Source organism: Idiomarina sp. (assembly GCF_048260185.1).
In the GTDB taxonomy this organism is placed as follows: domain Bacteria; phylum Pseudomonadota; class Gammaproteobacteria; order Enterobacterales; family Alteromonadaceae; genus Idiomarina.
Genome location: NZ_JBLXHB010000003.1, coordinates 100,856 through 126,024, shown reverse-complemented (window position 1 = coordinate 126,024; position 25,169 = coordinate 100,856). Strand labels below are relative to the sequence as shown.

General features: G+C 48.1%; 26 protein-coding genes. 15 read left to right on the top strand and 11 right to left on the bottom strand.

The annotated features are described in order from the left end of the window. The first annotated feature begins 9 nt into the window (after positions 1-9). Genes ACN0RF_RS08320 through ACN0RF_RS08305 form a run of 4 tightly spaced genes read left to right on the top strand, consistent with a single transcriptional unit; the run spans position 10 to position 4,445 of the window. Positions 10-672 carry a potassium channel family protein gene (locus ACN0RF_RS08320; protein WP_417438651.1) on the top strand — a complete coding sequence of 221 codons (663 nt, stop codon included), beginning with the start codon at positions 10-12 and terminating at the stop codon, positions 670-672. After that, a complete protein-coding gene (locus ACN0RF_RS08315) occupies positions 669-2,039 on the top strand; it encodes a TrkH family potassium uptake protein (RefSeq protein ID WP_417438650.1) in 1,371 nt (456 codons plus the stop codon). Before ACN0RF_RS08320 ends, ACN0RF_RS08315 begins: the two co-directional genes overlap by 4 nt. A gap of 52 nt (positions 2,040-2,091) precedes the next feature. Beyond that, entirely contained in the window at positions 2,092-3,984 is a 1,893-nt protein-coding gene (locus tag ACN0RF_RS08310; RefSeq protein ID WP_417438649.1) for a methyl-accepting chemotaxis protein, read from the top strand. 26 nt (positions 3,985-4,010) lie between these two features. Next, a complete protein-coding gene (locus ACN0RF_RS08305; RefSeq protein WP_417438648.1) occupies positions 4,011-4,445 on the top strand; it encodes a DUF4399 domain-containing protein in 435 nt (144 codons plus the stop codon). Here the strand turns inward: ACN0RF_RS08305 and dinB are convergent. Further along, complete coding sequence (dinB, locus tag ACN0RF_RS08300; RefSeq protein WP_417438647.1) at positions 4,442-5,512, bottom strand: DNA polymerase IV; 1,071 nt, start codon at positions 5,510-5,512, stop codon at positions 4,442-4,444. The genes ACN0RF_RS08305 and dinB overlap by 4 nt on opposite strands. A gap of 84 nt (positions 5,513-5,596) precedes the next feature. Between dinB and ACN0RF_RS08295 the strand changes: the two genes are divergently transcribed. After that, positions 5,597-6,022, top strand: a complete 426-nt coding sequence (locus ACN0RF_RS08295) for a c-type cytochrome (protein ID WP_417438646.1) — start codon at positions 5,597-5,599, stop codon at positions 6,020-6,022. A 221-nt stretch (positions 6,023-6,243) separates the two neighbouring features. Continuing rightward, positions 6,244-8,844 carry a diguanylate cyclase domain-containing protein gene (locus ACN0RF_RS08290; RefSeq protein ID WP_110013010.1) on the top strand — a complete coding sequence of 867 codons (2,601 nt, stop codon included), beginning with the start codon at positions 6,244-6,246 and terminating at the stop codon, positions 8,842-8,844. 7 nt (positions 8,845-8,851) lie between these two features. Here the strand turns inward: ACN0RF_RS08290 and rep are convergent, their stop codons facing one another. Next, positions 8,852-10,861 carry a DNA helicase Rep gene (rep, locus tag ACN0RF_RS08285; protein ID WP_011233470.1) on the bottom strand — a complete coding sequence of 670 codons (2,010 nt, stop codon included), beginning with the start codon at positions 10,859-10,861 and terminating at the stop codon, positions 8,852-8,854. Positions 10,862-10,971: 110 nt separating this feature from the next. On the opposite strand from rep, the gene ACN0RF_RS08280 reads away from it, so the two are divergent. The 4 genes from ACN0RF_RS08280 to ACN0RF_RS08265 all read left to right on the top strand — a co-directional run bounded on the left by ACN0RF_RS08280 (position 10,972) and on the right by ACN0RF_RS08265 (position 12,984). Continuing rightward, positions 10,972-11,217, top strand: a complete 246-nt coding sequence (locus ACN0RF_RS08280) for an accessory factor UbiK family protein (protein WP_011233471.1) — start codon at positions 10,972-10,974, stop codon at positions 11,215-11,217. A 9-nt stretch (positions 11,218-11,226) separates the two neighbouring features. Then, complete coding sequence (locus tag ACN0RF_RS08275) at positions 11,227-11,967, top strand: ferredoxin--NADP reductase (RefSeq protein WP_417438645.1); 741 nt, start codon at positions 11,227-11,229, stop codon at positions 11,965-11,967. 67 nt (positions 11,968-12,034) lie between these two features. Then, a complete protein-coding gene (locus tag ACN0RF_RS08270; RefSeq protein WP_417438644.1) occupies positions 12,035-12,595 on the top strand; it encodes a hypothetical protein in 561 nt (186 codons plus the stop codon). Between the two features lie 245 nt (positions 12,596-12,840). Continuing rightward, the gene (locus ACN0RF_RS08265; protein ID WP_417438643.1) at positions 12,841-12,984 is read left to right on the top strand and encodes a hypothetical protein; all 144 of its coding nucleotides are present in this window, start codon (positions 12,841-12,843) and stop codon (positions 12,982-12,984) included. A gap of 5 nt (positions 12,985-12,989) precedes the next feature. Here the strand turns inward: ACN0RF_RS08265 and ACN0RF_RS08260 are convergent, their stop codons facing one another. The 7 genes from ACN0RF_RS08260 to ACN0RF_RS08230 form a co-directional block, all read right to left on the bottom strand. Next, positions 12,990-13,268, bottom strand: a complete 279-nt coding sequence (locus ACN0RF_RS08260) for a type II toxin-antitoxin system RelE/ParE family toxin (protein ID WP_417438642.1) — start codon at positions 13,266-13,268, stop codon at positions 12,990-12,992. Positions 13,269-13,277: 9 nt separating this feature from the next. Continuing rightward, entirely contained in the window at positions 13,278-13,550 is a 273-nt protein-coding gene (locus ACN0RF_RS08255) for a type II toxin-antitoxin system RelB/DinJ family antitoxin (RefSeq protein ID WP_054488587.1), read from the bottom strand. 107 nt (positions 13,551-13,657) lie between these two features. Then, a complete protein-coding gene (locus ACN0RF_RS08250; protein ID WP_126752205.1) occupies positions 13,658-13,975 on the bottom strand; it encodes a CcdB family protein in 318 nt (105 codons plus the stop codon). Continuing rightward, complete coding sequence (locus tag ACN0RF_RS08245; RefSeq protein WP_417438641.1) at positions 13,975-14,220, bottom strand: type II toxin-antitoxin system CcdA family antitoxin; 246 nt, start codon at positions 14,218-14,220, stop codon at positions 13,975-13,977. Before ACN0RF_RS08245 ends, ACN0RF_RS08250 begins: the two co-directional genes overlap by 1 nt. A gap of 133 nt (positions 14,221-14,353) precedes the next feature. Further along, complete coding sequence (locus tag ACN0RF_RS08240) at positions 14,354-15,085, bottom strand: DsbA family protein (RefSeq protein WP_417438640.1); 732 nt, start codon at positions 15,083-15,085, stop codon at positions 14,354-14,356. Between the two features lie 30 nt (positions 15,086-15,115). Next, a complete protein-coding gene (locus ACN0RF_RS08235; RefSeq protein ID WP_417438639.1) occupies positions 15,116-15,646 on the bottom strand; it encodes a protein disulfide oxidoreductase in 531 nt (176 codons plus the stop codon). Further along, entirely contained in the window at positions 15,630-17,714 is a 2,085-nt protein-coding gene (locus ACN0RF_RS08230) for a protein-disulfide reductase DsbD family protein (RefSeq protein ID WP_417438638.1), read from the bottom strand. The genes ACN0RF_RS08235 and ACN0RF_RS08230 overlap by 17 nt, the downstream gene beginning before the upstream one ends. A gap of 609 nt (positions 17,715-18,323) precedes the next feature. Here ACN0RF_RS08230 and ACN0RF_RS08225 point away from each other — a divergent pair. Beyond that, a complete protein-coding gene (locus ACN0RF_RS08225) occupies positions 18,324-19,868 on the top strand; it encodes a YifB family Mg chelatase-like AAA ATPase (protein ID WP_417438637.1) in 1,545 nt (514 codons plus the stop codon). A 97-nt stretch (positions 19,869-19,965) separates the two neighbouring features. On the opposite strand, the gene ltaE is transcribed toward ACN0RF_RS08225, so the two are convergent. Continuing rightward, positions 19,966-20,988, bottom strand: a complete 1,023-nt coding sequence (gene ltaE, locus ACN0RF_RS08220; RefSeq protein ID WP_417438636.1) for a low-specificity L-threonine aldolase — start codon at positions 20,986-20,988, stop codon at positions 19,966-19,968. A 128-nt stretch (positions 20,989-21,116) separates the two neighbouring features. On the opposite strand from ltaE, the gene ACN0RF_RS08215 reads away from it, so the two are divergent. The 4 genes from ACN0RF_RS08215 (at position 21,117) to ACN0RF_RS08200 (ending at position 24,191) form a co-directional block, all read left to right on the top strand. Next, positions 21,117-22,082 (top strand): PLP-dependent cysteine synthase family protein, encoded by a 966-nt coding sequence (locus tag ACN0RF_RS08215; RefSeq protein WP_417438635.1) that lies wholly within the window; start codon positions 21,117-21,119, stop codon positions 22,080-22,082. 29 nt (positions 22,083-22,111) lie between these two features. Continuing rightward, the gene (locus tag ACN0RF_RS08210; protein WP_011233482.1) at positions 22,112-23,284 is read left to right on the top strand and encodes a cystathionine gamma-synthase; all 1,173 of its coding nucleotides are present in this window, start codon (positions 22,112-22,114) and stop codon (positions 23,282-23,284) included. A gap of 215 nt (positions 23,285-23,499) precedes the next feature. After that, entirely contained in the window at positions 23,500-23,730 is a 231-nt protein-coding gene (locus ACN0RF_RS08205) for a hypothetical protein (RefSeq protein ID WP_050731324.1), read from the top strand. Positions 23,731-23,759: 29 nt separating this feature from the next. Continuing rightward, complete coding sequence (locus ACN0RF_RS08200) at positions 23,760-24,191, top strand: VOC family protein (RefSeq protein ID WP_011233484.1); 432 nt, start codon at positions 23,760-23,762, stop codon at positions 24,189-24,191. 18 nt (positions 24,192-24,209) lie between these two features. Here the strand turns inward: ACN0RF_RS08200 and ACN0RF_RS08195 are convergent, their stop codons facing one another. Next, a complete protein-coding gene (locus tag ACN0RF_RS08195; RefSeq protein WP_417438634.1) occupies positions 24,210-25,169 on the bottom strand; it encodes a threonine ammonia-lyase in 960 nt (319 codons plus the stop codon).

The following is a 25,169-nucleotide window of genomic DNA, read 5'->3' as shown; positions in this document are numbered from 1 at the left end:
GAGTCTGATATGGCAGAATTTGGTGTCATAGGGTTGGGGCGTTTTGGTGCCCGAACCTCAAAAGAACTGCTCGATCTCGGACATCGTGTCATAGGCGTTGATTCAGATGAAAAAGCCGTTGAAGCGATGGCAGATGTGTTAACGCATTCTGCCATTGCCGATGTGACCGATGAAAAAGCATTGGAAGAATTAGACTTAACTAACTGCGAGGTGGTTCTGGTTGCTATTGGGGAAGATCTGCAAGCCAGTTTATTGTGTGTTCTACACCTGAAAACTATTGGTGTGAAAGAAATTTGGGCCAAAGCGACCTCTAGATCCCACCATCAAATTTTATCGAAACTGGGTGTAAAGCGTATTATTCACCCGGAAGAAGAAATGGGAATAAGGGTAGCGCAGTCGCTGAATTATCCTATGGTGAACGAGTATATGTCGCTGGGTCATAACTGGTTCTGTGTGGAAATCAGTATTGGTGAATATTTAAAAGGAAAAACTCTGGACGACATTATGCCCGACGATAGTGAGTTTTTTCATGTATTGTTAATAAAGCGTCGCGATGAGGTGACTGTGACCCCCTCTTTATCTATGACGCTTGAGGGTAACGAAACCTTGGTGATGGCCGGCAGTTTAAAAGCGTTAAAATCGGTTGCTCCTAAGCTAAAAGAACCTTCATGAAACAGTGGGCTCCTTCAATAGCATGGTTGTATCGTCGTCCCGGGCGTAAAAGACGCAGAGCTTTTAAAGCCAGCCCTCCGGTTATTCTTTCCGGTGGGTTTGCCTGCCTTATTTTATTAGGAACTTTACTCTTAAAGTTACCGTTTTCAACTGAACAACCAATAACCTGGTTAGAGAGTCTATTTACTGCGACCTCCGCCGTTACCGTGACCGGACTGGTCGTTGTCGATACCGGGGCGACTTATACACCGTTTGGAATGAGCGTTTTGGCTCTGTTGATTCAGGCGGGCGGGCTAGGCTTTATGACGTTTGCGGTATTGGCTGCTATTTCGATAGGCGGCCATGTCGGGATTCAGCATCAGGTACTGGCAAAAGAGGCTATGCAGCAAACCAGCCTTGCCAGCATTGGACGTACGGCAAAAGCGGTGGTGTCGTTGGCACTGATTGTTGAGGCTATAGCCGTGGTTGGGCTGACAATAACCTGGTGGCAGGAAAAAGGTTTCGTGGATGCTTTTGCTGAGAGCATATTTTACGCCATTTCCGCTTTTAACAGCGCAGGCTTTGTGCTGTCGCCCAACGGAATTGTGGATTACGCCGACAGCATTCCGGTTAACCTTATTATCAGCATTTTGTTTGTTATTGGTGGTTTGGGCTTTTCGGTTATTACCAACATATACGAAAAGCGGCGTTGGTATAAGTTCTCGGTTTATACTCGCGCTATTTTATGGGCGACATTAATCATTAATGTATTGTCGGTTGCTATTATCTGGCTGCTGGAAATGAATAACCCGGCCACTTTTGCCAATTTAAGCTTTGGTGATCAGGCGATGGCGGCATGGTTTCAGGCTACTACGCCTCGCTCCGCAGGTTTTAATACGGTTGATACCGGAGCAATGACAGAAGCCAGCGCAGTTTATACTATGTTGCTGATGCTAATTGGTGGCGGTTCAATGAGTACGGCCGGAGGCATCAAGCTGGGGACTTTTATTGTCTTACTGGTCGCCACTTATGCTTTTCTTCGTCGTCGTGAGTATGTCACTTTGCTCAACCGCACGGTACCTCAGGAGCTGGTTATGAAAGCTCTTGCGGTCACTTTGGTTACCCTGACTTTGATGTTTCTGGGGATATTTACCCTAATGATTTTGAATCCGCTGCCGTTTATAGATATAACCTTCGAAGTTTTGTCGGCTTCGGCAACGGTTGGATTATCTCGTGGAATTACCGCAGAAGTGACATCGGCAAGTCAGCTAGTATTGGTGTTTTTGATGTTCGCGGGCCGTGTTGGGCCGTTAACTCTGGCGTATTTTTTGGCTACACCGAGAAAACGACATATACGTTTTCCGGAAACCGATATTCAGGTGGGATAGTTTGTTGATGAACGCAAGATTATAAAAAACAACAACAAGAGAAGCTCGCAAGATGCTGAAGAAATTAAAGTTTACGCAAAAGGTTATTATTGTTGCGTCGTTGATACTGGTACTCGTGCTGGGAGTCTTCACGCTGACCAACTTTTTGCAGATGTCGAATCAAACCCGCAGTAATTTGCAGCATCAAATGCAGGCTTTGTCTGACTCAGTATCAAACAATATTTCGCAGTGGTTTGATGATCGCATGAGCATGGTTCAGGCAACCGCCAATGCTTACCGTGTTGATGATTCCACAGACCGTGCGTTAGAGCGCGTTCAACAGTCCAAAGCCGCCGGTAAGTTTAAAAATGTGTATTACGGTTTGCTCGACGGTACTTTTCTGCTCGATGATCCCAGCATCGACCTGCCGGACGATTACGATGCCCGCAGCCGTCCCTGGTATCAACTGGCGGTTGATGAGGGGCAGCCAACCTATACTGCGCCTTATATTGACGTTACCACCAATGAGTTGACCATTACCGCAGTGGTGCCCATGCGTCGTGATGATCGTCTGGTGGGTGTTGCCGGTGGCGATATGATGCTGGATGAGATCTCTAACATTGTTAACGACATCGATTTTATGGGTCTGGGTTATGCCTTCTTAGTTAGCGGTGATCGAAATATTCTGGCACACCCTAACAAAGACTGGATTGAAAAATCTGTGAATGATTACGCCGGCCAGCCAGTTGCTTTTAGTTCTGATTTTTCCGAATACCAGATTGATGGAGCGGACCGCCTCGTGTCATTCCATAAAATAAAAGGTATTCAGGGAGTTGAGTGGTATCTCGGAGTGGTTATTGACCGTGAGCAGGCTTACAGCAACGTGTCATCCTTTGCCTGGACCGCTATTATTTACCTGATTATTGGCATTGTGGCGGTAGTGGTGTCATTAACCTGGTTATTGCGCTTATTGCTGAAACCTTTGCATCGTTTAAATGAGGCTGTAACCGATATGGCTCGCGGAGAGGGTGATTTAACGCAGCGGCTTCCGGTTGAGTCGGACGATGAATTTGGCCTTGTTTCACGCCGTATGAACGAGTTTATTGAGAAAATCCAGCAAGCCTTGCTGGAAGTGAATGCAGCCGCACAACAAGTGGAAGGCAACATTCGCAGCATGGTTAAGGCAAGTGACGATTCAATGGATATAGGCAGTGAACAGGCCGGAAAAGCTAGCTCTGTTGCAACGGCGGTGAATGAACTGGGCGCCAGTGCTAATGAAATTGCCGAAAATGCCGCAAAAGCCTCTGAACAGGCAAGCTTCGGTACCGAAAAAGCGTCATCTGCCCGAGACTCTTTGCAACATAACCGCCAACAAATTCAGCACTTGTCGGAACGTATGGATGCCTCCAGCCAGGCAATTCATACTCTGGATGAAGACACCCAGAACATTGGTAAGATCATTGAGGTTATTAAAGGCATTACTGAGCAGACCAACTTGCTGGCTCTAAATGCGGCTATTGAAGCGGCACGAGCAGGGGAAGCCGGTCGCGGTTTTGCGGTGGTTGCGGATGAAGTGCGCAGTCTGGCTCAGCGGACTTCGTCATCAGCGGGTGAAATTGAAACCATGATAGAACGGGTCAGAGCCGGAACGCGCAGCGTTGTTCAGGTTATTCAGGAAAGTCAGGAAATAAGCAGTGCCTGCGTGTTAAGCGCGGAAGAGTCTGCTGAGCATATGTCCGAAATTAACGCTATCATTGTAACTATTGATGACGTGAATCATTCAGTCGCGTCAGCAACCGAACAGCAGACGTCAGTGATCCAAACGCTTGATCGTGACATTATGGATATTAGCAGTATGAACGATCAGAGTGTCGACAATCTAAATAATACTAAGCGGGCTTGCCGTGAACTGAATACGGCATTTGAACGCTTGGAACAATTGGTGACACAGTTTAAACTGAATTGATCGAAATCAACTATTGGAGCAAACCTATGAACAAAGCATGGATGATTGGCGCCATAGCACTACTTGGCGGACCTGTTCTGGCAACAACGGCGCAGGCAGTAGAACGTACAGAAGCATCAGAGCAAGCTCAGGCTTATATTATTTCTCCGCAAAACGGGGAAGTGGTTGGTAAAACTTTTAAAGTGAAGTTTGGCTTAAGCGGTATGGGTGTCGCGCCGGCTGGTGTCGATGTGAAGAATACCGGACATCACCATTTGCTGGTTGATAAAGACGAACTGCCAGCCATGGATAAGCCTATGGGCGGCGACGTGACTCACTTTGGTGGTGGCCAGACAGAAACTACCGTGACTTTAGAGCCGGGTGAACATACGCTACAAATTATCTTAGGCGATAAGAACCACGTACCGCATAACCCGGCCGTGGTGTCAGAAAAAATCACTGTTACAGTGAAAGAAGACTAATCTAGCTCGAGTTCGAGTTGTAATTGCTCGTTGGGGTCAGGCAATGTTGCGCTGATCCCCAACAGCCTTACCCCTTTACCTTTTCCACGCTGCCACGCTTCGTCTAATAACTGATAAAACAGGCTGGGTGAAATAAACTGAGCACTACGGGAGACCGTTGTTTGTGTGAAGTCGGAGAATTTCAGCTTTAGTGTCTGGCTACGAATGGGCTGCTCACGCCAGTGAGTAATTTTCATTCGTTGACGCAGTTTGGGTAGTAAATTGTCCTGAACATAAGCCTGAGCTGTCGATTCCAATCGCATATCCGTTGCCAGGGTTTGTTCAACCCCGACACTTTTGCGAATGCGCTCTGTAACAACTTCGCGACGATCCCGCCCATGGCAGCGTTCAAATAGTACACACCCGGCTTTATCACCAAGAATGGCCTGTAATTGCTGCAGTTCGATATTCTGGATGTCTTTTCCTGTAGTGAGTCCATAGTTAGTGAGCACTTGCTGACTTTTAGGTCCAACACCGGGGATTTGTTTGAGGTTTAATGCCGCAATGTAGTCCATAACTTCCGCCGGGCGAACTACAAACTGACCATCGGGTTTGCGCTCTTCGCTGGCAATTTTGGCTACCATTTTCTGGTTTGAAATGCCGGCTGAACCAGTAATTCCCAGCGTCTTAATTTGGTCACGAACAAAATCCATAGCTAAAGTCGCACTGCCTTTAAAGCCTTCCAAATGAGTTAAGTCCAGATAAAACTCGTCGATAGAAGCCGGTTCAATGCGGGGTGTGAGTTCATGCAGAATATCCAGAACCTTATTGGACAGTTCGCGGTAGTAGTTGCCGTCAGGTCGTATAAAGGTTAATTGCGGGCACAAACGGCGGGCATGACTACCCGGCATCGCGCTTTTAACGCCAAACTGACGGGCCAGATAATTTGCCGTTGCAACGACCCCTCGTTCACCGCCGCCACCGACAGCAAAAGGGCGTGTTTTCAGGCTTGGATCGCGCAATTCTTCAGCCGAAGCAAAGAACGCATCCAAATCCAGCAAAGCTATTTTGCGAGCAATTTCAGCCAAGTGTTTATCCTTTGCACATTTGTGGTTATAATCGCATCCACTAACTGGGCGTGCAAGAACACCAGCCATTTGTAGGAGAAACCAGTGAAAGCTATGAATTCATTTTTTGTTAAGAGCGTTTTAGGCACCATGTCAATGCTGTTTGCGCTAAGCATTAGTGCGGCATCAGTGCAGGATGATATGTCACGTGAAGCGATCGCTGAGCGTATTAAGCCTTTGGGAAAACATTATGTGGCTGGTGAAAGCAGTGCTGCTGAAGAAAGCAGTGGACCGCGTTCAGGCCAGCAAGTTTATGATAAGTACTGCACAGCCTGCCATACCAGTGGTGTTATGGGAGCTCCAAAAAGAAACAACGCTGCCGACTGGCAACCACGTTTAGACCAGGGCATGGAAACGGTATTGAAGCACGCAGTTGAAGGTTTTAATGCCATGCCGCCTAAAGGAACCTGTAGCGACTGCTCAGAAGAAGAAATTCAAGCTGCAATAAATTACATGACTGAAGAAATTTAGTTTTATTTGCATCTTCAGTAACAAAAGGCCACCACCCGGTGGTCTTTTTTGTGTCAATCGACGTTAATTCGCTCTCTTAACTTCCTTCGCTAATTAATTTTTAACCAGATCTTTTCTATTTTTTGACACAGGTCTATACTGTACGACTGTTACTAAACGCAACAAGTGTTAACAAAATGTATTTCGCGGCAAGGAGTGTCAGTGTCTAAGGGTGAACCTGAATGACAGACCGTACGCATAGCGAGGAACAGCTTCAGAATATAAAAACTGAAAATGAACGCTTGCACAAAGTCATCGCCCGACTAAAGGGGTTGACCCAAAAGTATCGGTCTGCTGAAGTCGTACAAAAAGCGCTGTTCCGAATATCGGAACTGGCGGCTTCTGCGCGCGAAATGGACAACTTTTATCAGTCTCTGCACGAAATTATCGGCGAGCTGATGTACGCCCGTAATTTTTATATTTGCCTTTACGAACCTCAGGAAGAGCTGGTCGATTTTGTTTATTTTGTCGATGAAATTGATCAGGACACCTTATTTGAACGCATTCCTATAGAGCAATTGAAGAAAGGCTTAACGGGTTATGTTTTGCGAAAAGGCCAGTCTTTGCTTTGCCCGCCGGAAGTGTACCAACGCTTAATTGATAACGCCGAAATAGAAGGCTTAGGGGCAGAACATCAGGACTGGTTAGGTGTTCCGTTAAAACGTGGTGACGTGACCATAGGTGTTATGGTGGTGCAGAGCTACAGCGCTGACGTTCGTTATGACGCCTCAGATGAAGATTTGCTTACCTTTGTATCGCAACACGTGGTGAATGCCTTAGAGCGTTTAAAGCAGCGCGACTTAATGCAAAGCGAAATAGAGCACCAGACAGCTGAACTACGCCATGCGAATGAAAGCTTAATGAGCGAGATTACCATTCGTGAAAGGGCTGAGCAGCAAACCTCGGTGCTCTTTGCTATTTCCGAGCTGACCAATACCTCTGACGATATGAACGCCTTTTATCGTCAGTTGCACAGGCAAATCGGTAAATTGATTCATGCCGACAACTTCTTTGTCGCGCTTTTATCAGACGATAAAAAGTTTATACATTTTCCCTACCATGTTGATGAAACAGGCGCTAAAGCCGAACGCCGACGAGTCGGTAAAGGTTTAACCGAATACGTTATTAAGATGCGTGAACCGGCCTTTATCGACGCCCCTGTACGTCAAAAACTGCTGAAGAAAAACGAGATTGAGCTGGGCTACGGTGGCATGAAACTGGCTAAGCAATGGCTCGGTAGCCCCTTAATGATGAACGGGCAGGTGTTTGGGGTTATTGCGGTCCAGACCTACGACGGTGACTTCTTATACCATAGTGATGATTTAGAACTACTGAACTTTGTTTCGCAGCACGTTGCCGTGGCCATTGACAGAAAACGCTCAGCGGAAGAAATTCAGCGAGTAAACCAGTTCCTTGAAAAGAAAGTGGCGGAGCGTACCGAAGAGCTGGTGTCCGAAATAGAACGACGGAAAAAAACCGAATCCAGCTTATTCCACGCAGCGCACCACGATAACCTGACCGGCTTACCTAACCGCATATTGTTCAATGAACGTTTGCAGCAGGCCGTGGCACATAAACGACGGCACCCTGAGCACCATTTTGCGGTGCTATTTGTTGACCTGGACCGCTTTAAAAATATAAACGACACGCTTGGGCACTCTGCCGGCGATGAGTTCTTGCTGGAAGTCAGCAAGCGTATTGGTGACTGCGTACGTGACAACGACATGGTGGCGCGCTTAGGTGGTGATGAATTCGTTATTCTGCTGGATACCATTACCAGTATTGATGACGCTAAAGACGTTGCCAAGCGCATGATCCAGCAAATGAGTGAACCTTTCCATCTGAACGGACAAGAGCATTACTCCGGCGCCAGTATCGGTATTGCCGAGTGTCTGGAAGAGACCGATTCGGCTGAACGGCTGTTACGCGACGCAGATGCCGCCATGTACCAGGCTAAAGGTATGGGGCGCGGGCGCTACGTATTATTTGATGACAGCATGCATGAAAACTTAGTGGACAGTGTTCGTAAAGAAACGGCGCTGCGCCATGCGAAAGTTGAGAAAGATTTCGCTGTCAGTTTTCAGCCAATAGTGAATTTAACAACAGGCGAGGTCAAGGCCATAGAAGCTAAGTTGGAGTGGGAAGACCCACGCTACAGCTTTAACAGTGAAGAGCTGTTACCTCTGGCCGAGCGCACCGGCCTTATTGTGAAGCTTGACCGCTTTGCTTTACGGGCAGCCAGCCAGTGGCTTGTTGAAAATAGTGTCAGTGCTGAAACTATGCTGCACCTGAATTTATCTGTGCGGCATTTATTGAAAACCAGTCACCTGAATGAGCTGGTGAATATTGTGACTGAAAGCGGTGTTAAACCAGAGAACATCGCACTGGAATTTGATGAAACCGACCTGGTCAGAGACGGCCGCCGGGTACTGGCCAGTTTAAGACGGCTTTCCGAATTTGGCTTTAAGCTCGTTATAGACAACTTTGGCAGTGGCTCCGGGCCGCTTCAATTCTTGTATAACTTTCCGTTTACCATACTTAAGCTGGATCACCATTATATTGCTCGTTTGAGCAGCAATAACAGGGCGCAGGCCATGTTAAAGCACATTGTGACCTTGTGTCATGAGCTCGATATTGCTGTTTATGCCGATGGACTGGAAACTGAAACGCAAAAAAATGATGTGGAAAAGCAAGGTGTTATGATGGGGCAGGGCAGCTTCATTGACGAAAACTATGAAGGCACTGTAGCCAAAGACGACGACACCTCTTTCGTATCCGCTTAGCTTGGCACTACTTTTTCAGTGCGTTTTTCAACATTTCCAAACCCTGACTTCGTTGCTCTTCACGTTCCTCGTCGGACTTTTGCTTGCGGTGTTCCCATTCTAAATCGTCCTGCGGTAACTCCAGCAAAAAGCGGCTGGGTTGTGGCTCCGTTTTTTCGCCAAACTGACGGCGCTCTTTAGCCATAGTAAAGACTAACTTATGTTGGGCGCGGGTAATGCCGACGTAAGCCAGGCGGCGTTCCTCTTCAATGTTATTTTCATCAATACTGCTTTGGTGAGGAAGCAGGCCTTCTTCCATACCCACTAAAAACACTTGTGGAAACTCCAGACCTTTGGAAGCATGCAAGGTCATTAGCTGCACCTGTTCAAACTGCTCGTCGTCTTCGTTACGGGACATCATATCGCGCAGTGACAAGCGGCTGACCACCTGATTCAATTCCATGGGTTCATGTTCGGCGTCGCCTTTTAGCATGTCCGATACCCAGCGGTGCAGTTCGTACACGTTTTTAATCCGCATTTCGGCGGCTTTCGCGCTGGGGCTTTGCTCAAACAACCAGTCTTCGTAGCCAATTTCGCTTAGCAGTTGTTTTACTGCGTCACTGGCGTCTTCCTGATGATCGGCTCGGCGGGCCAGGGTATCTATCATGTTGCGGAACACGTCCACATGCTGAAACACACCGGTGCTAAGCTGCGTTTTTAAATGGGGCGACTGACAGGCTTCAAATAAGCTGCAACCTAACTCCTGCGACAAGCGGCCAATACGCTCAACGGTCTGCGGGCCAATGCCGCGCCGCGGGGTATTAATAATGCGCAGAAAGGCGGTGTCGTCGGTAGGGTTCACCAGCAACCGCAGATACGCCATAATGTCTTTGACTTCCGCGCGGGCAAAGAACGACTGACCACCGGTAATTTTATAAGGGATGCGGTTGTTCATCAGCGCTTTTTCAAACAAGCGCGACTGGTGATTACCCCGGTATAAAATAGCAAAGTGATGATACGGCGTTTTGCGAAGGAACCGTTGTTTTACAATTTCGGCAACCACACGCTCTGCTTCATGCTCTTCGTTACGACCAAAAATAACGCTTATCGGCTCGCCGTACTGCATTTCTGAGAACAGCTTTTTCTCAAATACGTGTGGGTTGTTCTCAATGAGAATATTGGCGGCTTTCAGAATACGCCCGTGCGACCTGTAATTCTGCTCCAGCTTAACCACGTCCAGCTGTGGGAAGTCCTGCTTCAACAAGGCCAGGTTTTTAGGCTGCGCACCACGCCATGAATAAATGGACTGATCGTCGTCGCCCACCACGGTAAAGCGAGCGCGTTCGCCCACCAGTAACTTGACCAGTTGGTACTGGCTGGTGTTGGTGTCCTGATATTCGTCCACCAATAAATACTGAAACTTTTTCTGCCAGCGTGCGCGGGCGTTTTCGTTGGTCGCCAGTAACTGCGTCGGCAGGCGGATCAAGTCATCAAAGTCCACGGCATTACAGGCACTCAGGTTGTTTTGGTATTGCTGATAGACCTGCGCGAAGGCCTTTTCCTGATCGTTCGACGCCTTTTGTAGAGCCAGCTCCGGCGACAGCATGGCGTTTTTCCAGTGGCCTATCTGGTGCTGACAGGCTTGAATCAGCGCTTTGTCGCCCTCAAATACCTCTTCAGTCAGGGCGTTAAGCAGGGCGTAGGTGTCCTGGTCGTCAAATAATGAAAAGCCGGGCTTAAACCCCAGAGTGCTGAGTTCCCGACGAATAATATTCAAGCCCAAAGTATGAAAAGTGCACACGGTTAAACCGCGCAGCTGCGCTTTCGGTAAGGTTTGCGCAATACGCTCTTTCATCTCTTTGGCGGCTTTATTGGTAAAAGTTACTGCACCAATTTGCCGGGCGGTGTAAATTTGCTGGCGGATCAGGTAAGCAATTTTCTCCGTTATTACCCGGGTTTTGCCACTACCAGCGCCGGCAAGCACTAATAAAGGGCCCTGGATGTAATGTACAGCCTGGTTCTGGCGATCGTTCAGCATGGGCGCCGCGGAGTTCCTGATTCGTGAAAAAGCTGATAAGAAGCTCGGATTTTACCTGAATCTCCTGCTAAGCTAAACGCATAAGCAACGATTTACACAAAGAGAGACTTATGGACAACAAAACAATAGAGAATATTGCTCGCCAAATTAACGACAGCATGCCTGCCGGCGTGAAAGAACTGGCCGGAAACATGGAACAGCGGGTTAAGCAAACACTGCAATCACAGCTGTCAAAACTCGACTTAGTCACCCGCGAAGAACTGGACGTGCAGCAGCAAATGTTACTGCGTTTGCGCGAGCGCGTTGAACTGTTAGAAAAAGAGCTGGAAGCGACCAAGAACCAGAACAAGGACTAAGTCAGCCGTATGATCCAATGGATTAGTGGAAAAGTTGTCGAGAATTACCGTTGGAGTTCTGGCGTTTTCAGTTTAAGAGTTGTGGCTGAGCCGTTTGATTTTAAGGCTGGACAGTTTGTGCGTTTGGGTTTGAATATTGGTGGTGAACAGTTGTTGCGCGCCTATTCACTAGCCAGCGCTCCGGACGAAGCCATACTGGACTTTGTGATTGCTGAAGTGGAAGACGGCGAGGTCAGTACTAAGTTAGCCAAGCTGCAGCCTGGCGATAATGTGGATATTACCCAGCCCGCTGGTGGTTTTTTCACGTTGGACGAAGTGCCGGACGGCGACAGCTTGTGGATGCTCTCTACCGGAACCGGCATTGGCCCGTTCATTTCCATGCTAAGAACCGAAAAGCCGTGGGAACGATTCAAACGCATTAACCTGGTGCAAGGGGTTCGTGTGGCAGAAGACCTGGTTTATCAGGGAGAAATAGAGCAGTGGCAACAAGAATACCCCGGGCAGTTGGGTTATCAGCCGGTGATTACTCGTGAAAATATTCCCGGAGCTCTATCTGCACGTATTCCTGAACTGATTAGCTCTGGCCAATTAAGCGATGCTCTCAACACGCCGTTAGACATCAGCGCACAAGTGATGCTTTGTGGTAATCCCGACATGATAAAAGAGTCACGCGCCGCGCTGGCTGAGTTAGGGCTTGCCAAAAACACCCGCCGTAAGCCCGGTAATGTGACCTCTGAGAACTACTGGTAATTTTACTTTTGAATATTAAAGTTGCTCGATAATTCGCCGATATAAGGGGTTAACACAGGAGGTGTTTATGAAACCTTTAACCATTAGCGATTTCTCTTTCACCATAAAAAAGCCACCATCGACAGCGGTAGCTGAGCCTGCAAAAAAGCCGGAAGTAAAAGAAGCTAAACCTCCGGAGCCCGCGATTGATAACTCAAAACTTACCGATGAGCAGGCCGAGAGGTTCAAAGGACTGTTGTCGGTTGATCCTGAAAATGCCAAAGACATAACCGTTGAAGAATATATTGCCTTGGCTGAGAGTGTGATGACGTTTAAGGAAGAGACGATAGAAGGGTATAATCGATATAAGGACGATGAAGAGTTGCGTGGTTCAAAAGTTCAGCTCGAATTAAAAATAAGATTCGGTGGATTGGATAGCTCAGAAAATGCAGTTTCGGTTTTCGACCATGCAGTTAATGATAAATCTAAAGGGCACCCTATATATGGAGCGGAAGCACTGCGTATTGCCGAACGATATAAGGAAGCTTCTAAAGAGCTGTTAGATTTAGATTATCTATCAGATCTACAAAGCGACGCGATGGAATATCTAAAAGGAATTAATGCAAAAATGATTGATGAAAGTGTGTAGATAATTGTGCCAAACAATATTTATATAGAAAAGAGGCTCGTTTAAGAGCCTCTTTATGAATAAGATCGGTAGTTGAGAGTTAGCGAGTATAGCCGTATTCATATTCAAATGAACCCGAACCATCACCCCCACCTTGGTTTTCAACAGCCCAATAGTAAGCTCCTGCAGCAGGCTAGCTGGTCTATCAGAGTCAAATAGAGCAGTGGCAACAGGAATACCCCGGGCAGCTAAGCGAAGCACTTGATATGCCATTAGACGTCAGCGCGCAAGTCATGCTTTGCGGTAACCCCGATATGATAAAAGAGTCACGCGCCGCGCTGGCTGAACTGGGACTTGCTAAAAATACCCGCCGCAAGCCCGGTAATGTGACTTCTGAGAACTATTGGTAAGACGCCTACGTAAATGGAAATTGCTGCTTCTCATGCAGCACGCGCAAAATTCGTATGTTGGTCCCGTGAATATCGTAAGGGACAAGCATTGAAACATCGGGGAGGATTAAAAGCCTCCCTTTTATATTCTCGCGTTTAACGCCAATATAGGGTTGCTCAAGCAATGTTTCGACTTTGCTTTGTATCAGTGAATCGGTTTGTTCGGCCACTATGGGGTTAAAATTGTAAAGAAACTCGAAAATCCTTTCTCTGTCTTTCAGGGCATCCTCTTCCCAATAAATCATTTGCGCGCCTTATTTACGAATTTGAGCCTTAAATTTTTCCATGCGGTTTTTTGCTTGTTCGTTATCCATGAACTCAGACTGGCCAGACTCCAACTTCTGGAATGCTTGGTTCACTTGTTCTGTAAGCCAGCTGTCCTGCGATAGTTGCTTTCGACGCTCCGATGCCAGCTGTTCGGCAAGCTGTCGACACGCGTCACTCAAAGTCCGACCTTCACTTTCCGCTTGCTGCTGCGCTAAGTGTTTTGTTTGTTCATCGATACGAAACTGAATTCTTGTTTCCATGATGGTTCTCTTTTAAATATGTACTCACAAATGTTAGTACACGTTGAAGCTCTTATCAAATTATAGCTCTGAATTTATTCGTCAAACCTGGAAACTTGTCACTATCGTTATATTCCAAAAAATAGCAGGTCGATAGCCGCGGTGATTCTATCTCTGTCGTGGGATAGGTCACCGACTGTGTTAGTGAGCTGAGCTTTGGAAATACTCGCCATATCTTGTGTCATCAATGAGAAAGTCTTTCCCTCAACGGTAACATCCGGGTTTAGCTTGGTGAGTTGAAAGGATTCAGCCAGCGCAGTGGGTATCAAAGGTATAACTAAGGTTGTCGATAAGGCTGACAGCAGATCGCTCTGTACATCGATAAGGTAGGGGTAGGTTGTGCGTGTCGCTGTATTGTTATTGGCGTAGACGGTGAATTGAGCCATCAGAATTTTCGCACGCTATCGCTGAATGTTCCGTTGCGCTCTACAAATTGGTTATACGCTTCCATTGCGTCAGAGTTTTCCTTCAGCCACTGCGCTTGTTCTTTTAAACGAATTTGTTCCTTCAATGCAGATTCGAGTGTCGCCGATAAATTGATGTCAAGCGATTTGGCTTTTGCCAGAAGTTCAGCGTTAATACTGACATTTGTCGGCTTCTTTGAAGCAGAAGCGGTTTTGTAAGCAGCCATTTTATCACCTGTTATTAAATATGCGTAATCCATGCGCATTAACCATGCGCATGAATTATAGCAGAGTTAATTTCAGATGGTTAACCCTTTCTCCTTGAGGTTTCACACAAGGCTAGTGATAAAACGACACTGATTAATTCAGATCGAACTGTGTTGTCGCTATTTCTTCCAGCTTGTTATAAGGAATATAACCAGGCGTTACCTGCTGACCAATGATAATGGTCGGTGTGCCGCGAAAGCCCAAGTCGCGAAACGCTGACATATTTTTGCGAATAACCGCCTCGCTCTCGCCGGACGGTGACAAGAAGGCCTCGGTACTCGTGACTTGCGCAACACTTTGCAGTGAATCGGCGGTGTGCATGCCTGACTTTTTCATCATTAAGTTGTGGGCTTCAAAGAATGCCTTAGGGTCATTGCGCCACAGATTCAGCCCATAAAGTGCGGAGTTAGTTTTGAGCCCATCTACCTGCTGTTGGCGTAAAGGCACGAAAATGTTCACGACCTGAATAGACGGGTATTCCTCAATCAGTTTATGAAGGCCTGGCTCTAACTTCTTGCAAAACGGACAGTTGTAGTCGGTAAACACAATGATTTTATGCGGTGCATCTTGGTCACCTAAAATTGGATGTGCCGCCGACTGATACAGCCATTCCTGGTGGTTAGCAAAGGCGTTTTTCTGCTCACTTTGCTGTTCTAAAAAGCGCTGCAAGCCTCTGTGAATGTTTGAAATTAGCTGCGGGTTTTCACGCAATAGCTGTTCGACTTTCTCCAAATCTTCTTCTTGTTGTGGGTTTAAATCTTGCGCAAATACGTTGCTGCTAAAGATAAAAGCAACGATGAAAAACGTTTTATAGATAAAATTCATACAACTTTCCTACTTAAAAAATTAGTGACTTCAAAAAAACTGGTGAAACCAAAGGCGAATAAACAAACCCGGAGGTGTTGTGACCCCGGTTGTCGCCGAAACTATGTCACCGTTTTCAATAATGATGATGGTTGGCGTGGCAGATACCTGCCAGCCGTTTGATACGCGGTTGAGGTTGTCGTTAACAATAGGAAACTCATACCCTTTCGCCTGCGCGTAGCGCGTGAGTTTGTCGTTGTCGCCGGAGCGCAACGCCACGCTAATGGTCGGGTAGTGGTTGCCAACGTAATCAACCGTAGGCGAGACCGCCGGGCAAACAGGACACCAGGTTGCCCAGAAGTACAGCACAACCGGGCTGTCCTTGCTCATTTCGCGTAAGTTATATTGCTCGCCGTTTATGTCCGTTAGTGACGACAGCTCCGCTGGAACAGACTCCGGCACGTCACTATTACGAAAGGCATCGACTATGAAAGCGACGACCGAGAACAGCACAATATAAAGCGCTGCGGTTCGTAGCCGCTTTGCCCACGACGGCTTAGCTTTGCTATTGCTCACGAGCATCCTCCAGCGCGTCCATGACTTTGTCTTTACTGAGCACTACGGGCAGGGTTATACCGTCCGGAGCGCCGGGTCCGTAGACTTTGTTAAAGGGCACACCAAAGGTATTGTTGGTCTTTAAGTATTTGGTAATGCTCTCGTTGGCTTTGGTCCAGTCGCCGCGCAGGCGGGTGACGTGCTTCTCACCTAAGGCTGTAAATACCGGGTCTTGCAGTAATACGCCGACTTTATTGGCCTGACAGGTGATACACCAGTCCGCGGTCACATCCACAAACACGGTTTGGCCACTGGCAACGGCTTCATCAATACGCTGCTGGGTTAGTGGTTGCCATTGGTGGTCCTGCGGCAGTTTGTTGACCCAACGGTCTGCGGTAAGAATTAACGTCGTACCGACAACGGCAGCGAATACCCAAAAGCCACCAATGGATAAAAACAGCGCCTTGCGGCCATGCACTTTACCGATAATCACTAATGTCAGAACCGATAAACCGATGGTTAGCGCCAGGAATACTTCGTTGCTGATAAAGTTTTTCAGCAAGGTTGTCAGCCAGACCGTGGTTGCCAGCATCATAATGGCGAAAACGGGTTTCACCCACTGCATCCAACGACCAGGTTTGGGTAATAATTTGGCGGTTTTAGGGAACACCGCTATAAGTAACCAGGGCAGCGCCATGCCAACCCCAAGAGCGGCAAAAATCAGCAGAATAACCGATGACTCAGCAGCTAATGCAAAGGCTACCGCGGTACCTAAAAAGGGCGCTGTACAAGGTGTTGCCAATACCGTGGCCAGCATGCCTTGCAGGAAGTGCCCTTTGTAGCTGTTATCGCCAGTGGCTGCGGCACTGGTACTCAAAGACGACGGCAATTTAAACTCAAAGGCGCCCATTAAGTTCAGCGCAAATACCCAGGTAATAGCGACTAATGCGGCAATAAAGTAAGGGTTCTGAAATTGAATACCCCAGCCGACAGAACCGCCTGACCAGCGCAGTGCCATAAGCCCCAGGGCAATGACCAGAAACGAACTGATAATACCCAGTGACGACGCCAAAAACTGCTTACGCACCACCTTCGGCTCTTGTGCTCCTGAAAGCATCAGGCTTTGAACCTTCAGGCCTAATACCGGCAACACGCAGGGCATAATGTTCAGAATAAGCCCACCAGCTAAGGCCATAAGTAAAATGGCCCAGAGCGGGGGAGCTTTATTAGCAATGGTGCCTGCGGTTAGCTCGGTCTTATATTCGGCGGCAAACTTTTCATCACTGACCGTAGTGATGAGTTCAGCGCCACTAAGGTCTGGCAGCTCCAGCCAGTGGCTAACGTCAATATTCGCCGTGAGCGTATTGTCTTCCACCTGAATATCTGGTGATGAAAACTCTGCATCGGCCAGAGCTTCGTCGCTGCTGTGTATAAACAGCTGAGGATCTTGCCAGCCACTGTCACGCTCTATAGTCAGTTGAATGCGTTGGTTGGCGTCGGACCAAATAGCCTGCTTGACGTTATTGCTGTCGTACTCCCGAGGCACCTTGCCCATCGCCTGATTAAAGGCAAAGGCACGATCACTGTCGATGGTCAGGGTGTCCAGATCAACTTGCAAGTCAATTGGGTAGTCCGTTAACACACAAACGGTGGTACAGGATGACATAGTCAGCGTACCGCTAATGCGCGCCTGCCGGGCATCCGGGCTTAACTGTATCATTAACGGAAAGGCCAACGACCCCTGATACCCCACGGTATCGATACCCTGAATGCTGTAGCGCGAGGGCACCGGCCAGTGCCACTCAATATCGTTAATATTGGATGACTCAGACCAGTCAAAGGTTGGCGGTATACCGCCTTCGCCCGGTGAACGCCAGTAGGTTTTCCAGCCGTCATCCAGCTCAACATGCAGCAGGGCGGGTAGTAGATTCCGCTCAGCCTCATAGTGGCCGGTCAGTTCCAGCTTCACCGACACCGGCGGATGATCTTTATGACTCAGCCAACCTGTAGATGGCGTTTCTGCTAGGCTTTGCGCGCTGTAAAGCAACAACGCAGCAATAAGCGATACTAGCCATAATGGTAAAATTTTATTCATACATTACTCCTGAAGTTAGTATTCCAACGGTAAAAAACTGTTGGAAGCCTTACTCCAGAAAGCAACAAAATACGGCGTGGGGTCGCCTTTTACAGGGAAAGAGAAAAAGTGGCGGTGCTAGCTGTTTGTTTACAGTGGTCCTCAGCGCCAAAGTCAGAAGAATAAAGAAAGACAGTGCCGCGTAAGTTATGTCGGACTGAAATTGCTGTAATAAATGCGCCGTTTTGTCGCAGTCGGCCTTAGCGCTTTCGTGTTTTGTGCCTGAGTCGGCATGGCTTCCGGCAAGCTGTTCAGCCGCGGGTGCACTCTGATGCTTAGGACAGCCTTCCAGCCAACCGAAGTTTTGTCCCCAACACAGTGAAAAAACCAGTAATAGCAATGGTGCTATATACCGACCTTTTCGACACTGTTGATTCAGTTGGTGGAACATGGCTTTTGGCGTCCGTTGGTTATTCGGTTTGTTCTTAATTAAGGCAAGATGATGACAGAAGTGGGTACAAAAGCAAGTGGAGAAGGAATGATATCGGTCATTGCTTGAAGTGCTTAGCTTACAGACAGGAACTTTTCTCAAGCTTATAGTTACGGCGTTGTTTAGTCATGGAGAGACAGATGGCGTTAGCGCGAGTTTATACCCGGGCATTGATAGGTATTCATGCGCCGGAAATTCGGGTTGAAGTGGATCTGGCAAGGGGAATGCCAGGATTTACTATGGTTGGCATGCCTGCAACTACAGTAAAAGAGGCTCGGGATCGGGTCAAAACCGCCTTGATGAACGCGGGGTTTGAATATCCACCGGCCACGCGTATTACCGTCAATTTAGCGCCGGCCGATATACCGAAAACCGGGGCACGTTATGACTTAGCTATAGCGGTTGGCATTTTGGCGGCTTCGGGGCAGATACCGGACGCTATTCTGGAGCAGGCGGAATTTTATGGTGAGCTGGCGTTAACCGGTGAGTTGCGTGCGGTAAATGGCTTAATCCCAGCCTTGTTGGCGTGTCGTAATAAAAAGCGGCAGGCGTTTGTGCCTATTACTAACCAGCAGGAAGCCGGGTTAGTACGTGAACAAAAGAGCTGGTTGGCGGCTGACTTGGTCAGTGTTTATGAACATTTGCACGATCACCAGCCACTGAGAGAATCAAAGCCGATAAATTGGGCAAAGGAATCATCGAACGATGATGGTGATTTAGCCGATGTTGTAGGGCAGGAGCAGGCAAAACGAGCTTTGTTGTTGTCGGCGGCCGGTAAGCACCACTTGTTGTTCGTCGGGCCACCAGGCACGGGCAAAACCATGCTCGCGCAGCGTTTGAATGGGATATTACCAGCCTTAACTGAGCAGGAAGCTATGGAAATTGCGGCGGTTAAGTCGGTGTCTTTTGATTATCATCATGCGGAGGCATTAACACGGCGCGAGCTGCGAAATCCGCATCATACCTGTACAGCCGCTGCGCTTGTGGGAGGTGGAACGGGTAATTCGATTCGTCCGGGAGAAATATCCTTAGCAAACAATGGGTTATTATTTTTAGATGAGATGCCCGAGTTCAGTCGACATGTATTGGACTGCTTACGCGAACCGCTGGGAAGCGGCGAAATTACGATTAATCGAGCCGGTTACAACGTGAAGTTTCCGGCTAAATTTCAGCTTGTCTGCGCGTTGAATCCATCTCCTTGCGGTCAGTTTGATGGCTCGTTAGCCAACTGCCGTTCCACACCTGACCAAATTCTCAAGTATTTAAATAAGCTTTCAGGTCCTTTGCTGGATCGTATCGATATCCAGGTGATGGTGCCACGAGAAACAGAATCAATGAGTCTGAATGGTGGAGCCAAACGCAATAGCCAAATGACTTCTGCAGAAGCAAAAAGCTTAGTAGAGAAAACCAGGCAGCGCCAAATACAGCGACAGGGCTGTCTGAACAGTCAGGTTAAGCCGAAGGCGCTGAAGCAAATATGCGAGCTGTCAGATAAAACAGAAGCGTTTTTAGCAAAAGCCTCCGAAAAGATGAAGCTGTCCCACCGAGCTTATCACCGGACTCTGCGTTTAGCCCGGACTATTGCTGATTTAGCTGAGAGTGACGCCATTGAGCAGCAGCATTTAGCCGAAGCCCTCAATTACCGAGCCCTAGATCGACTCATTGATCAGGTGCAAAGCTTGTAGCCTGACGCTATTGCGTCAGGTGCGATCTATCCGCCAAAACTCACGCGTAAATAACAACCCTATGGTGGTGTGACCAACACCGCACCTGATGTGAACATCAGGCTACGTCAGTGAGCCACTGTTTAAACAATTCAACAAAGTGCTCCAGGTGTTCGCGGCTGACATCCAGGTGGCATACCAACCGCAGCTTTTGGCCGCCGGGCAGTTTAATGTCGTGTTCTGCCATCAGTTCCCGCAAGCTGTCCGCCGGTAAACTGTCCGGTAGCTCGACAAAGGTCATGTTGGTACCGGAATAGCGGACTTTGGCCTCGGTGCCTGTCAGCAACTCAGAAAGTTGTTGAAACAACCATTTCGCGTTGTCGTGGTCCTGCTGTATACGCTCAAACTGGTGCGTTAAGGCATAATCAATAGCTACCGCAACAAACCCGGCCTGACGCATACCGCCGCCGACCATTTTGCGCCAACGTCGAGCGCGAGCAATTAATTCTTTTGAGCCTGCCAGCAGTGAACCAATAGGTGCGCCCAGACCTTTTGAACAGCACAAAGACACACTGTCGAAAGGCGCGGCAAGTTCCGCCATGCTTCGGCCGCTGGCAATAGCGGCGTTGGGCAGGCGGGCGCCGTCTAAATGCATGGACAAACCGTTTTGGTCGGCCAGAATACGGGCTTTATCAAAATAGTCCTGGTCTATTAACTGCCCGCCGAGGGTATTTTCAAAGGCCAGCAAGCGGGTAATGGGAAAGTGCGGATCGTTGGGTTTTATACGCTTTTCAATAGTTTCAAGCGACAAGGTGCCATCGGCTTCTACTTCAATGGTCTGTGGCACGATGCTGCCTAAAACCGCAGCGCCGCCGGCTTCGTAGCGGTAAGTGTGATACTCCTGACCGACAATGTATTCTTCGCCGTTACGGCAGTGGCTCATTAACCCCAGCAAGTTACTTTGTGTACCGGAGCTGCACAGCAAAGCATCTTCCTTACCGAGCAATTCAGCCACCCGCTTTTCCAGCGCGTTAATTGACGGGTCTTCACCATAAACATCATCACCGACGCTCGCTTCGGCAATGGCGGCGCGCATAGCAGCGCTGGGAAGGGTTACGGTATCACTGCGTAAATCCAGCATAACAGCCTCATTTTGGGGTTGGTTATAACAACTATCATCCGGTTCTAAGCACAAGGTTGTTTAGCGAGCTCAGTCAAGGGATAATGACCCGATATTGAACCAGACACTCGACAACAAAGCGAGCCAATATGAAAGTTTTTAATAATGTAATGGAAATGGTCGGCAACACGCCAATGGTGCGCGTTACCAATATGGACACCGGCCCGTGCGAGCTGTATTTAAAACTCGAGCTGCAAAACCCGGGCGGCTCTATTAAAGACCGTATTGCGGTGGAAATGGTTGAACAGGCCGAAAAGCAAGGCAAATTAAAGCCGGGCGATACCATTATTGAAGCGACGGCCGGTAATACCGGACTGGGTCTGGCGTTAGTGGCGGCGAGTAAAGGCTATCCGCTGAAAATTGTTATGCCGGACAAAATGAGCCAGGAAAAAGTAAACAATCTGCGTGCTATGGGTGCCGAAGTGGTACAGACGCGTTCCGATGTGCAAAAAGGCCACCCTGAATATTATCAGGACATGGCGGCGCGCATGGCGGAAGAAAACGGCTACTACTATGTAAACCAGTTTGAAAACGCCGCAAACGTTGATGCTCATTACAAAACCACAGGGCCGGAAATTTGGGAGCAAATGAACGGCAAACTCGATGCGTTCGTCTGTGGTGTTGGCTCTGGCGGAACCTTAACCGGTGTTGGCCGTTATTTACGTGAACAAAAAAGCGATATCGACTTAGTGCTGGCTGACCCGGCAGGCTCTATTTTAGAACCACTGGTTAACCGTAACGAAGAAGTGGAAGCGGGTAGCTGGTTGGCCGAAGGCATTGGTGAAGATTTTATCCCGACCATTTGTGATATTAAATTAGCCAATACCGCATTTGCCATTTCTGATAAAGAAGGCATGCAAACCGCGCGTAAAGTACTGGAAAAAGAAGGCGTTATGGTGGGTTCATCAAGCGGTACTTTAATTGCAGCGGCGCTGCGTTATTGCCAACAACAAACCGAGCCAAAACGCGTTGTGACGCTAGCTTGTGATACGGGTAACCGTTACCTGTCCAAGCTGTTCAACGACGACTGGATGCGTGAGCAAAACCTGCTGTAATACTTGTTGTAAATTAAGGAACCTGAATCATGGCAAATGAAAAGACAATGAAATTCGCGACGCGCGCCATTCATGGCGGGCAGTCTCCGGAGCCTGTTACCGGTGCGGTAATGCCTCCTATTTTTACCAGCTCTACCTATGCTCAGGAAAGCCCGGGTCAACACAAAGGTTTTGAGTATTCACGCTCACACAACCCAACGCGTTTTGCCTGGGAGCGTTCGGTTGCATCGCTGGAAGGTGGCAAGCAGGGGCTGGCTTTTGCGTCTGGTATGGCAGCAACCTCGACTATTCTGGAGCTGCTGGACAGCGGCGACCACATCGTTGCTATGGACGACTTATACGGCGGTAGCTTCCGCTTATTCGATAAAGTGCGCGGACGCTCTGCTGGCCTGAAATTCTCTTATGTCGACTTAGCTGATTTAAGCGCAGTAGAAGCCAGCATTCAGGACAACACCCGCATGATCTGGGTGGAAACGCCAAGCAACCCGATGCTGAAGCTGGTAGACATTGAAGCCATCGTTAAACTGGCTAAGAAAAAGAACCCGGATATTATTGTGGTTGTGGATAACACTTTTGCCACGCCGTTTAACCAGCGCCCGCTGGAAATGGGCGCAGACATGGTTATGCACTCAGCAACCAAATACCTAAACGGTCACTCTGATATGGTTGGCGGTATTGCGGTTGTTGGCGACAATGACGACCTGGTCGAGCGCATGCTGTTCTTACAGAACTCAGCAGGTGCTATTGCCGGTCCGTTTGACTCATACCTGGCACTGCGCGGCGTGAAGACGTTGGCATTACGTATGCGTCATCACAACGAAGCGGCAATGGAATTAGCCAAGTGGCTTGAGCAACACCCGAAAGTGGAAAAAGTCATTTACCCGGGGCTTGAAAGCCACCCTCAGCACGAGTTGGCTAAAAAGCAGATGCAGGGCTTTGGCGGTATGATTTCTATTTTACTGAAAGGTGATTTAGAAGCGGCTCGCAAATTCCTGGAGTCGGTAGAAGTGTTTGCTCTGGCGGAAAGCTTGGGCGGTGTTGAATCACTGATTGAACATCCGGCTATTATGACTCACGCATCGGTTCCAAAAGAGAATCGTGAGAAGTTAGGCATTCTGGATAACTTCGTGCGGGTGTCTGTTGGCATTGAAGATCTGGATGATCTTAAAGCCGACTTAGACAACGCGCTTAATGCATTTTAATCGCTATTAACGATTAAAAATTCAGTATTTAATATGTAAAACCGGCCTTTTGGTCGGTTTTTTACTTTTAATTTCATAGGCTTATACAAAGTTTTACAGTTTAGTCATAATTGAGTAGTCTTTATCTATCAGTAATTACTTGCGAGTAAAAACTGATTTAGAACAAAAAAACAGAAACGCAAAGACGTTTTTTAAATAACGAAAAGGAAAGACTTATGCTATTGAGCCTCATGGTACTCCAAGGACTCGTAGCCGCTCTATTGTTTTATACTTTAGTGGGCCAGCATCAGAAAAAACCACTATGGAATTTGTTAGCGGTATTAACCGCCGGTTTCATTCCACCGGTAAACTGGGCGCTTCTTGTGTTCGCTATTGGTGTCAGAATGTGGCGTCGTTCGCCGCAAACCAGCACACCACAAAACATAACGGCAAAACTCAGCCATTAAGTGGCTAAAGAGCAAGGCAATTTAGCAGTATGTCAGACACAACTAATGTACGACCCTTTCATTTAGCCATTCCTGTCAGCTCACTCGATAATGCCCGTGCGTTTTATGGCGATGTGCTTGGGCTGTCACAGGGACGCAGCAGTGACGAATGGATAGACTGGAACTTCTTTGGTCACCAGTTTGTGACTCATGTAGCACCCAATGTTGCCGGTTTAAAAAATCACAGCGGCGTTGATGGTCATTCGGTTCCTGTTCCACATTTTGGCGTTGTCTTATTACGTGACGACTGGGAAGCGTTGGCAGAACGTGTGAAAGCTGCGGATATTGAGTTTGTCATAGAACCCTACATTCGCTTTAAAGGTAAGCCAGGCGAGCAGGGCACCATGTTTTTCTACGATTACTGCGGTAATGCGCTAGAATTCAAGACCTTCAACGACGACAGTCAAATCTTCGCAACCTAAGTTTTGATATAGGCTCGACTACTGGCGCAGCTTTATATCTTCCGGCTGCGCTGCAACATTACCACCGCTCAGCACCAACCCCACTCGTTTACCTTCAAATAGCGACTTATTTTGTATAACCGCAGCTAAAGCGATAGCAGACGACGGTTCCACAATAATTTTCAGATGATGCCAAATCAGCTTCATGGCGCTTAGGGTGTCTTCATCCTTCAAGACTAAGATACCGCAGATACGTTGCTGAATAATGGCAAACGGCAATTCACCGATTTGAGTCAGTAAGCCATCGCACAGGCTTTTCGCGGGTAACGCCGGTTGCCGCTCTCCGGCTTTTAATGACAAGAAAGCATCATTCGCTAATTCCGGCTCCGCACCGAACACTTGTATTTCGGTACCGTCGCAGGCAAGACAAGCTCCTGAAAGCAAGCCCCCACCACCCAGTGGCGTTATTACCGCATCCAGTGCGTCAGTTTGCTCCAGTAACTCAAGTGTTGCTGTGCCCTGACCGGCAATAATGTTGGGATGATCATAAGGCGGTATAAAGTGACTTTCGCCTTCGTTCTGCCACTTGGCCACAATGGCTTCACGAGCCGCCATACCCGGTTCTATGTCGGTAATTTCCGCACCACCGGCTTCAATATTTTGCCGTTTTATTGCGGGAGCATTAGTGGGTACCCCCACTTTCACTTTTACACCCAAAGCTTTACCTGCATGAGCTAATGCCGCACCATGATTGCCGGAAGACACGGTGATAACCCCTTGCTGGCGCTGGTCCGGGCTAAGTTTAAGTAGTGCGTTAGTAGCACCACGAAACTTAAAGGCGCCGGTACGTTGCAAATTCTCGCATTTGAAAAATAATTCGCAGCCCAGTTGCTGATTTAACGCAGGGTTTGTCAGCACAGGGGTCTTAACGGTATAGCTATTAATTCTTTGCTGCGCTTGTACGACATCGGCATGGCAGGGGAGCGATAACTTCGGCAT

Coding starts and splice junctions, on each gene's coding strand:
- ACN0RF_RS08265 (WP_417438643.1), top strand. CDS start 12,841: ATGCCATTAGACGTCAGCGCGCAAGTCATGCTTTGCGGTAACCCCGAT.
- ACN0RF_RS08205 (WP_050731324.1), top strand. CDS start 23,500: ATGCTATTGAGCCTCATGGTACTCCAAGGACTCGTAGCCGCTCTATTG.
- ACN0RF_RS08250 (WP_126752205.1), bottom strand. CDS start 13,975: ATGGCTCAATTCACCGTCTACGCCAATAACAATACAGCGACACGCACA.
- ACN0RF_RS08320 (WP_417438651.1), top strand. CDS start 10: ATGGCAGAATTTGGTGTCATAGGGTTGGGGCGTTTTGGTGCCCGAACC.
- ACN0RF_RS08225 (WP_417438637.1), top strand. CDS start 18,324: ATGGCGTTAGCGCGAGTTTATACCCGGGCATTGATAGGTATTCATGCG.
- ACN0RF_RS08270 (WP_417438644.1), top strand. CDS start 12,035: ATGAAACCTTTAACCATTAGCGATTTCTCTTTCACCATAAAAAAGCCA.
- ACN0RF_RS08290 (WP_110013010.1), top strand. CDS start 6,244: ATGACAGACCGTACGCATAGCGAGGAACAGCTTCAGAATATAAAAACT.
- ACN0RF_RS08195 (WP_417438634.1), bottom strand. CDS start 25,169: ATGCCGAAGTTATCGCTCCCCTGCCATGCCGATGTCGTACAAGCGCAG.
- ACN0RF_RS08315 (WP_417438650.1), top strand. CDS start 669: ATGAAACAGTGGGCTCCTTCAATAGCATGGTTGTATCGTCGTCCCGGG.
- ACN0RF_RS08245 (WP_417438641.1), bottom strand. CDS start 14,220: ATGGCTGCTTACAAAACCGCTTCTGCTTCAAAGAAGCCGACAAATGTC.
- ACN0RF_RS08230 (WP_417438638.1), bottom strand. CDS start 17,714: ATGAATAAAATTTTACCATTATGGCTAGTATCGCTTATTGCTGCGTTG.
- ACN0RF_RS08200 (WP_011233484.1), top strand. CDS start 23,760: ATGTCAGACACAACTAATGTACGACCCTTTCATTTAGCCATTCCTGTC.
- ACN0RF_RS08210 (WP_011233482.1), top strand. CDS start 22,112: ATGGCAAATGAAAAGACAATGAAATTCGCGACGCGCGCCATTCATGGC.
- ltaE (WP_417438636.1), bottom strand. CDS start 20,988: ATGCTGGATTTACGCAGTGATACCGTAACCCTTCCCAGCGCTGCTATG.
- rep (WP_011233470.1), bottom strand. CDS start 10,861: ATGCTGAACGATCGCCAGAACCAGGCTGTACATTACATCCAGGGCCCT.
- ACN0RF_RS08305 (WP_417438648.1), top strand. CDS start 4,011: ATGAACAAAGCATGGATGATTGGCGCCATAGCACTACTTGGCGGACCT.
- ACN0RF_RS08235 (WP_417438639.1), bottom strand. CDS start 15,646: ATGCTCGTGAGCAATAGCAAAGCTAAGCCGTCGTGGGCAAAGCGGCTA.
- ACN0RF_RS08260 (WP_417438642.1), bottom strand. CDS start 13,268: ATGATTTATTGGGAAGAGGATGCCCTGAAAGACAGAGAAAGGATTTTC.
- ACN0RF_RS08310 (WP_417438649.1), top strand. CDS start 2,092: ATGCTGAAGAAATTAAAGTTTACGCAAAAGGTTATTATTGTTGCGTCG.
- ACN0RF_RS08240 (WP_417438640.1), bottom strand. CDS start 15,085: ATGAATTTTATCTATAAAACGTTTTTCATCGTTGCTTTTATCTTTAGC.
- ACN0RF_RS08275 (WP_417438645.1), top strand. CDS start 11,227: ATGATCCAATGGATTAGTGGAAAAGTTGTCGAGAATTACCGTTGGAGT.
- ACN0RF_RS08280 (WP_011233471.1), top strand. CDS start 10,972: ATGGACAACAAAACAATAGAGAATATTGCTCGCCAAATTAACGACAGC.
- ACN0RF_RS08215 (WP_417438635.1), top strand. CDS start 21,117: ATGAAAGTTTTTAATAATGTAATGGAAATGGTCGGCAACACGCCAATG.
- ACN0RF_RS08255 (WP_054488587.1), bottom strand. CDS start 13,550: ATGGAAACAAGAATTCAGTTTCGTATCGATGAACAAACAAAACACTTA.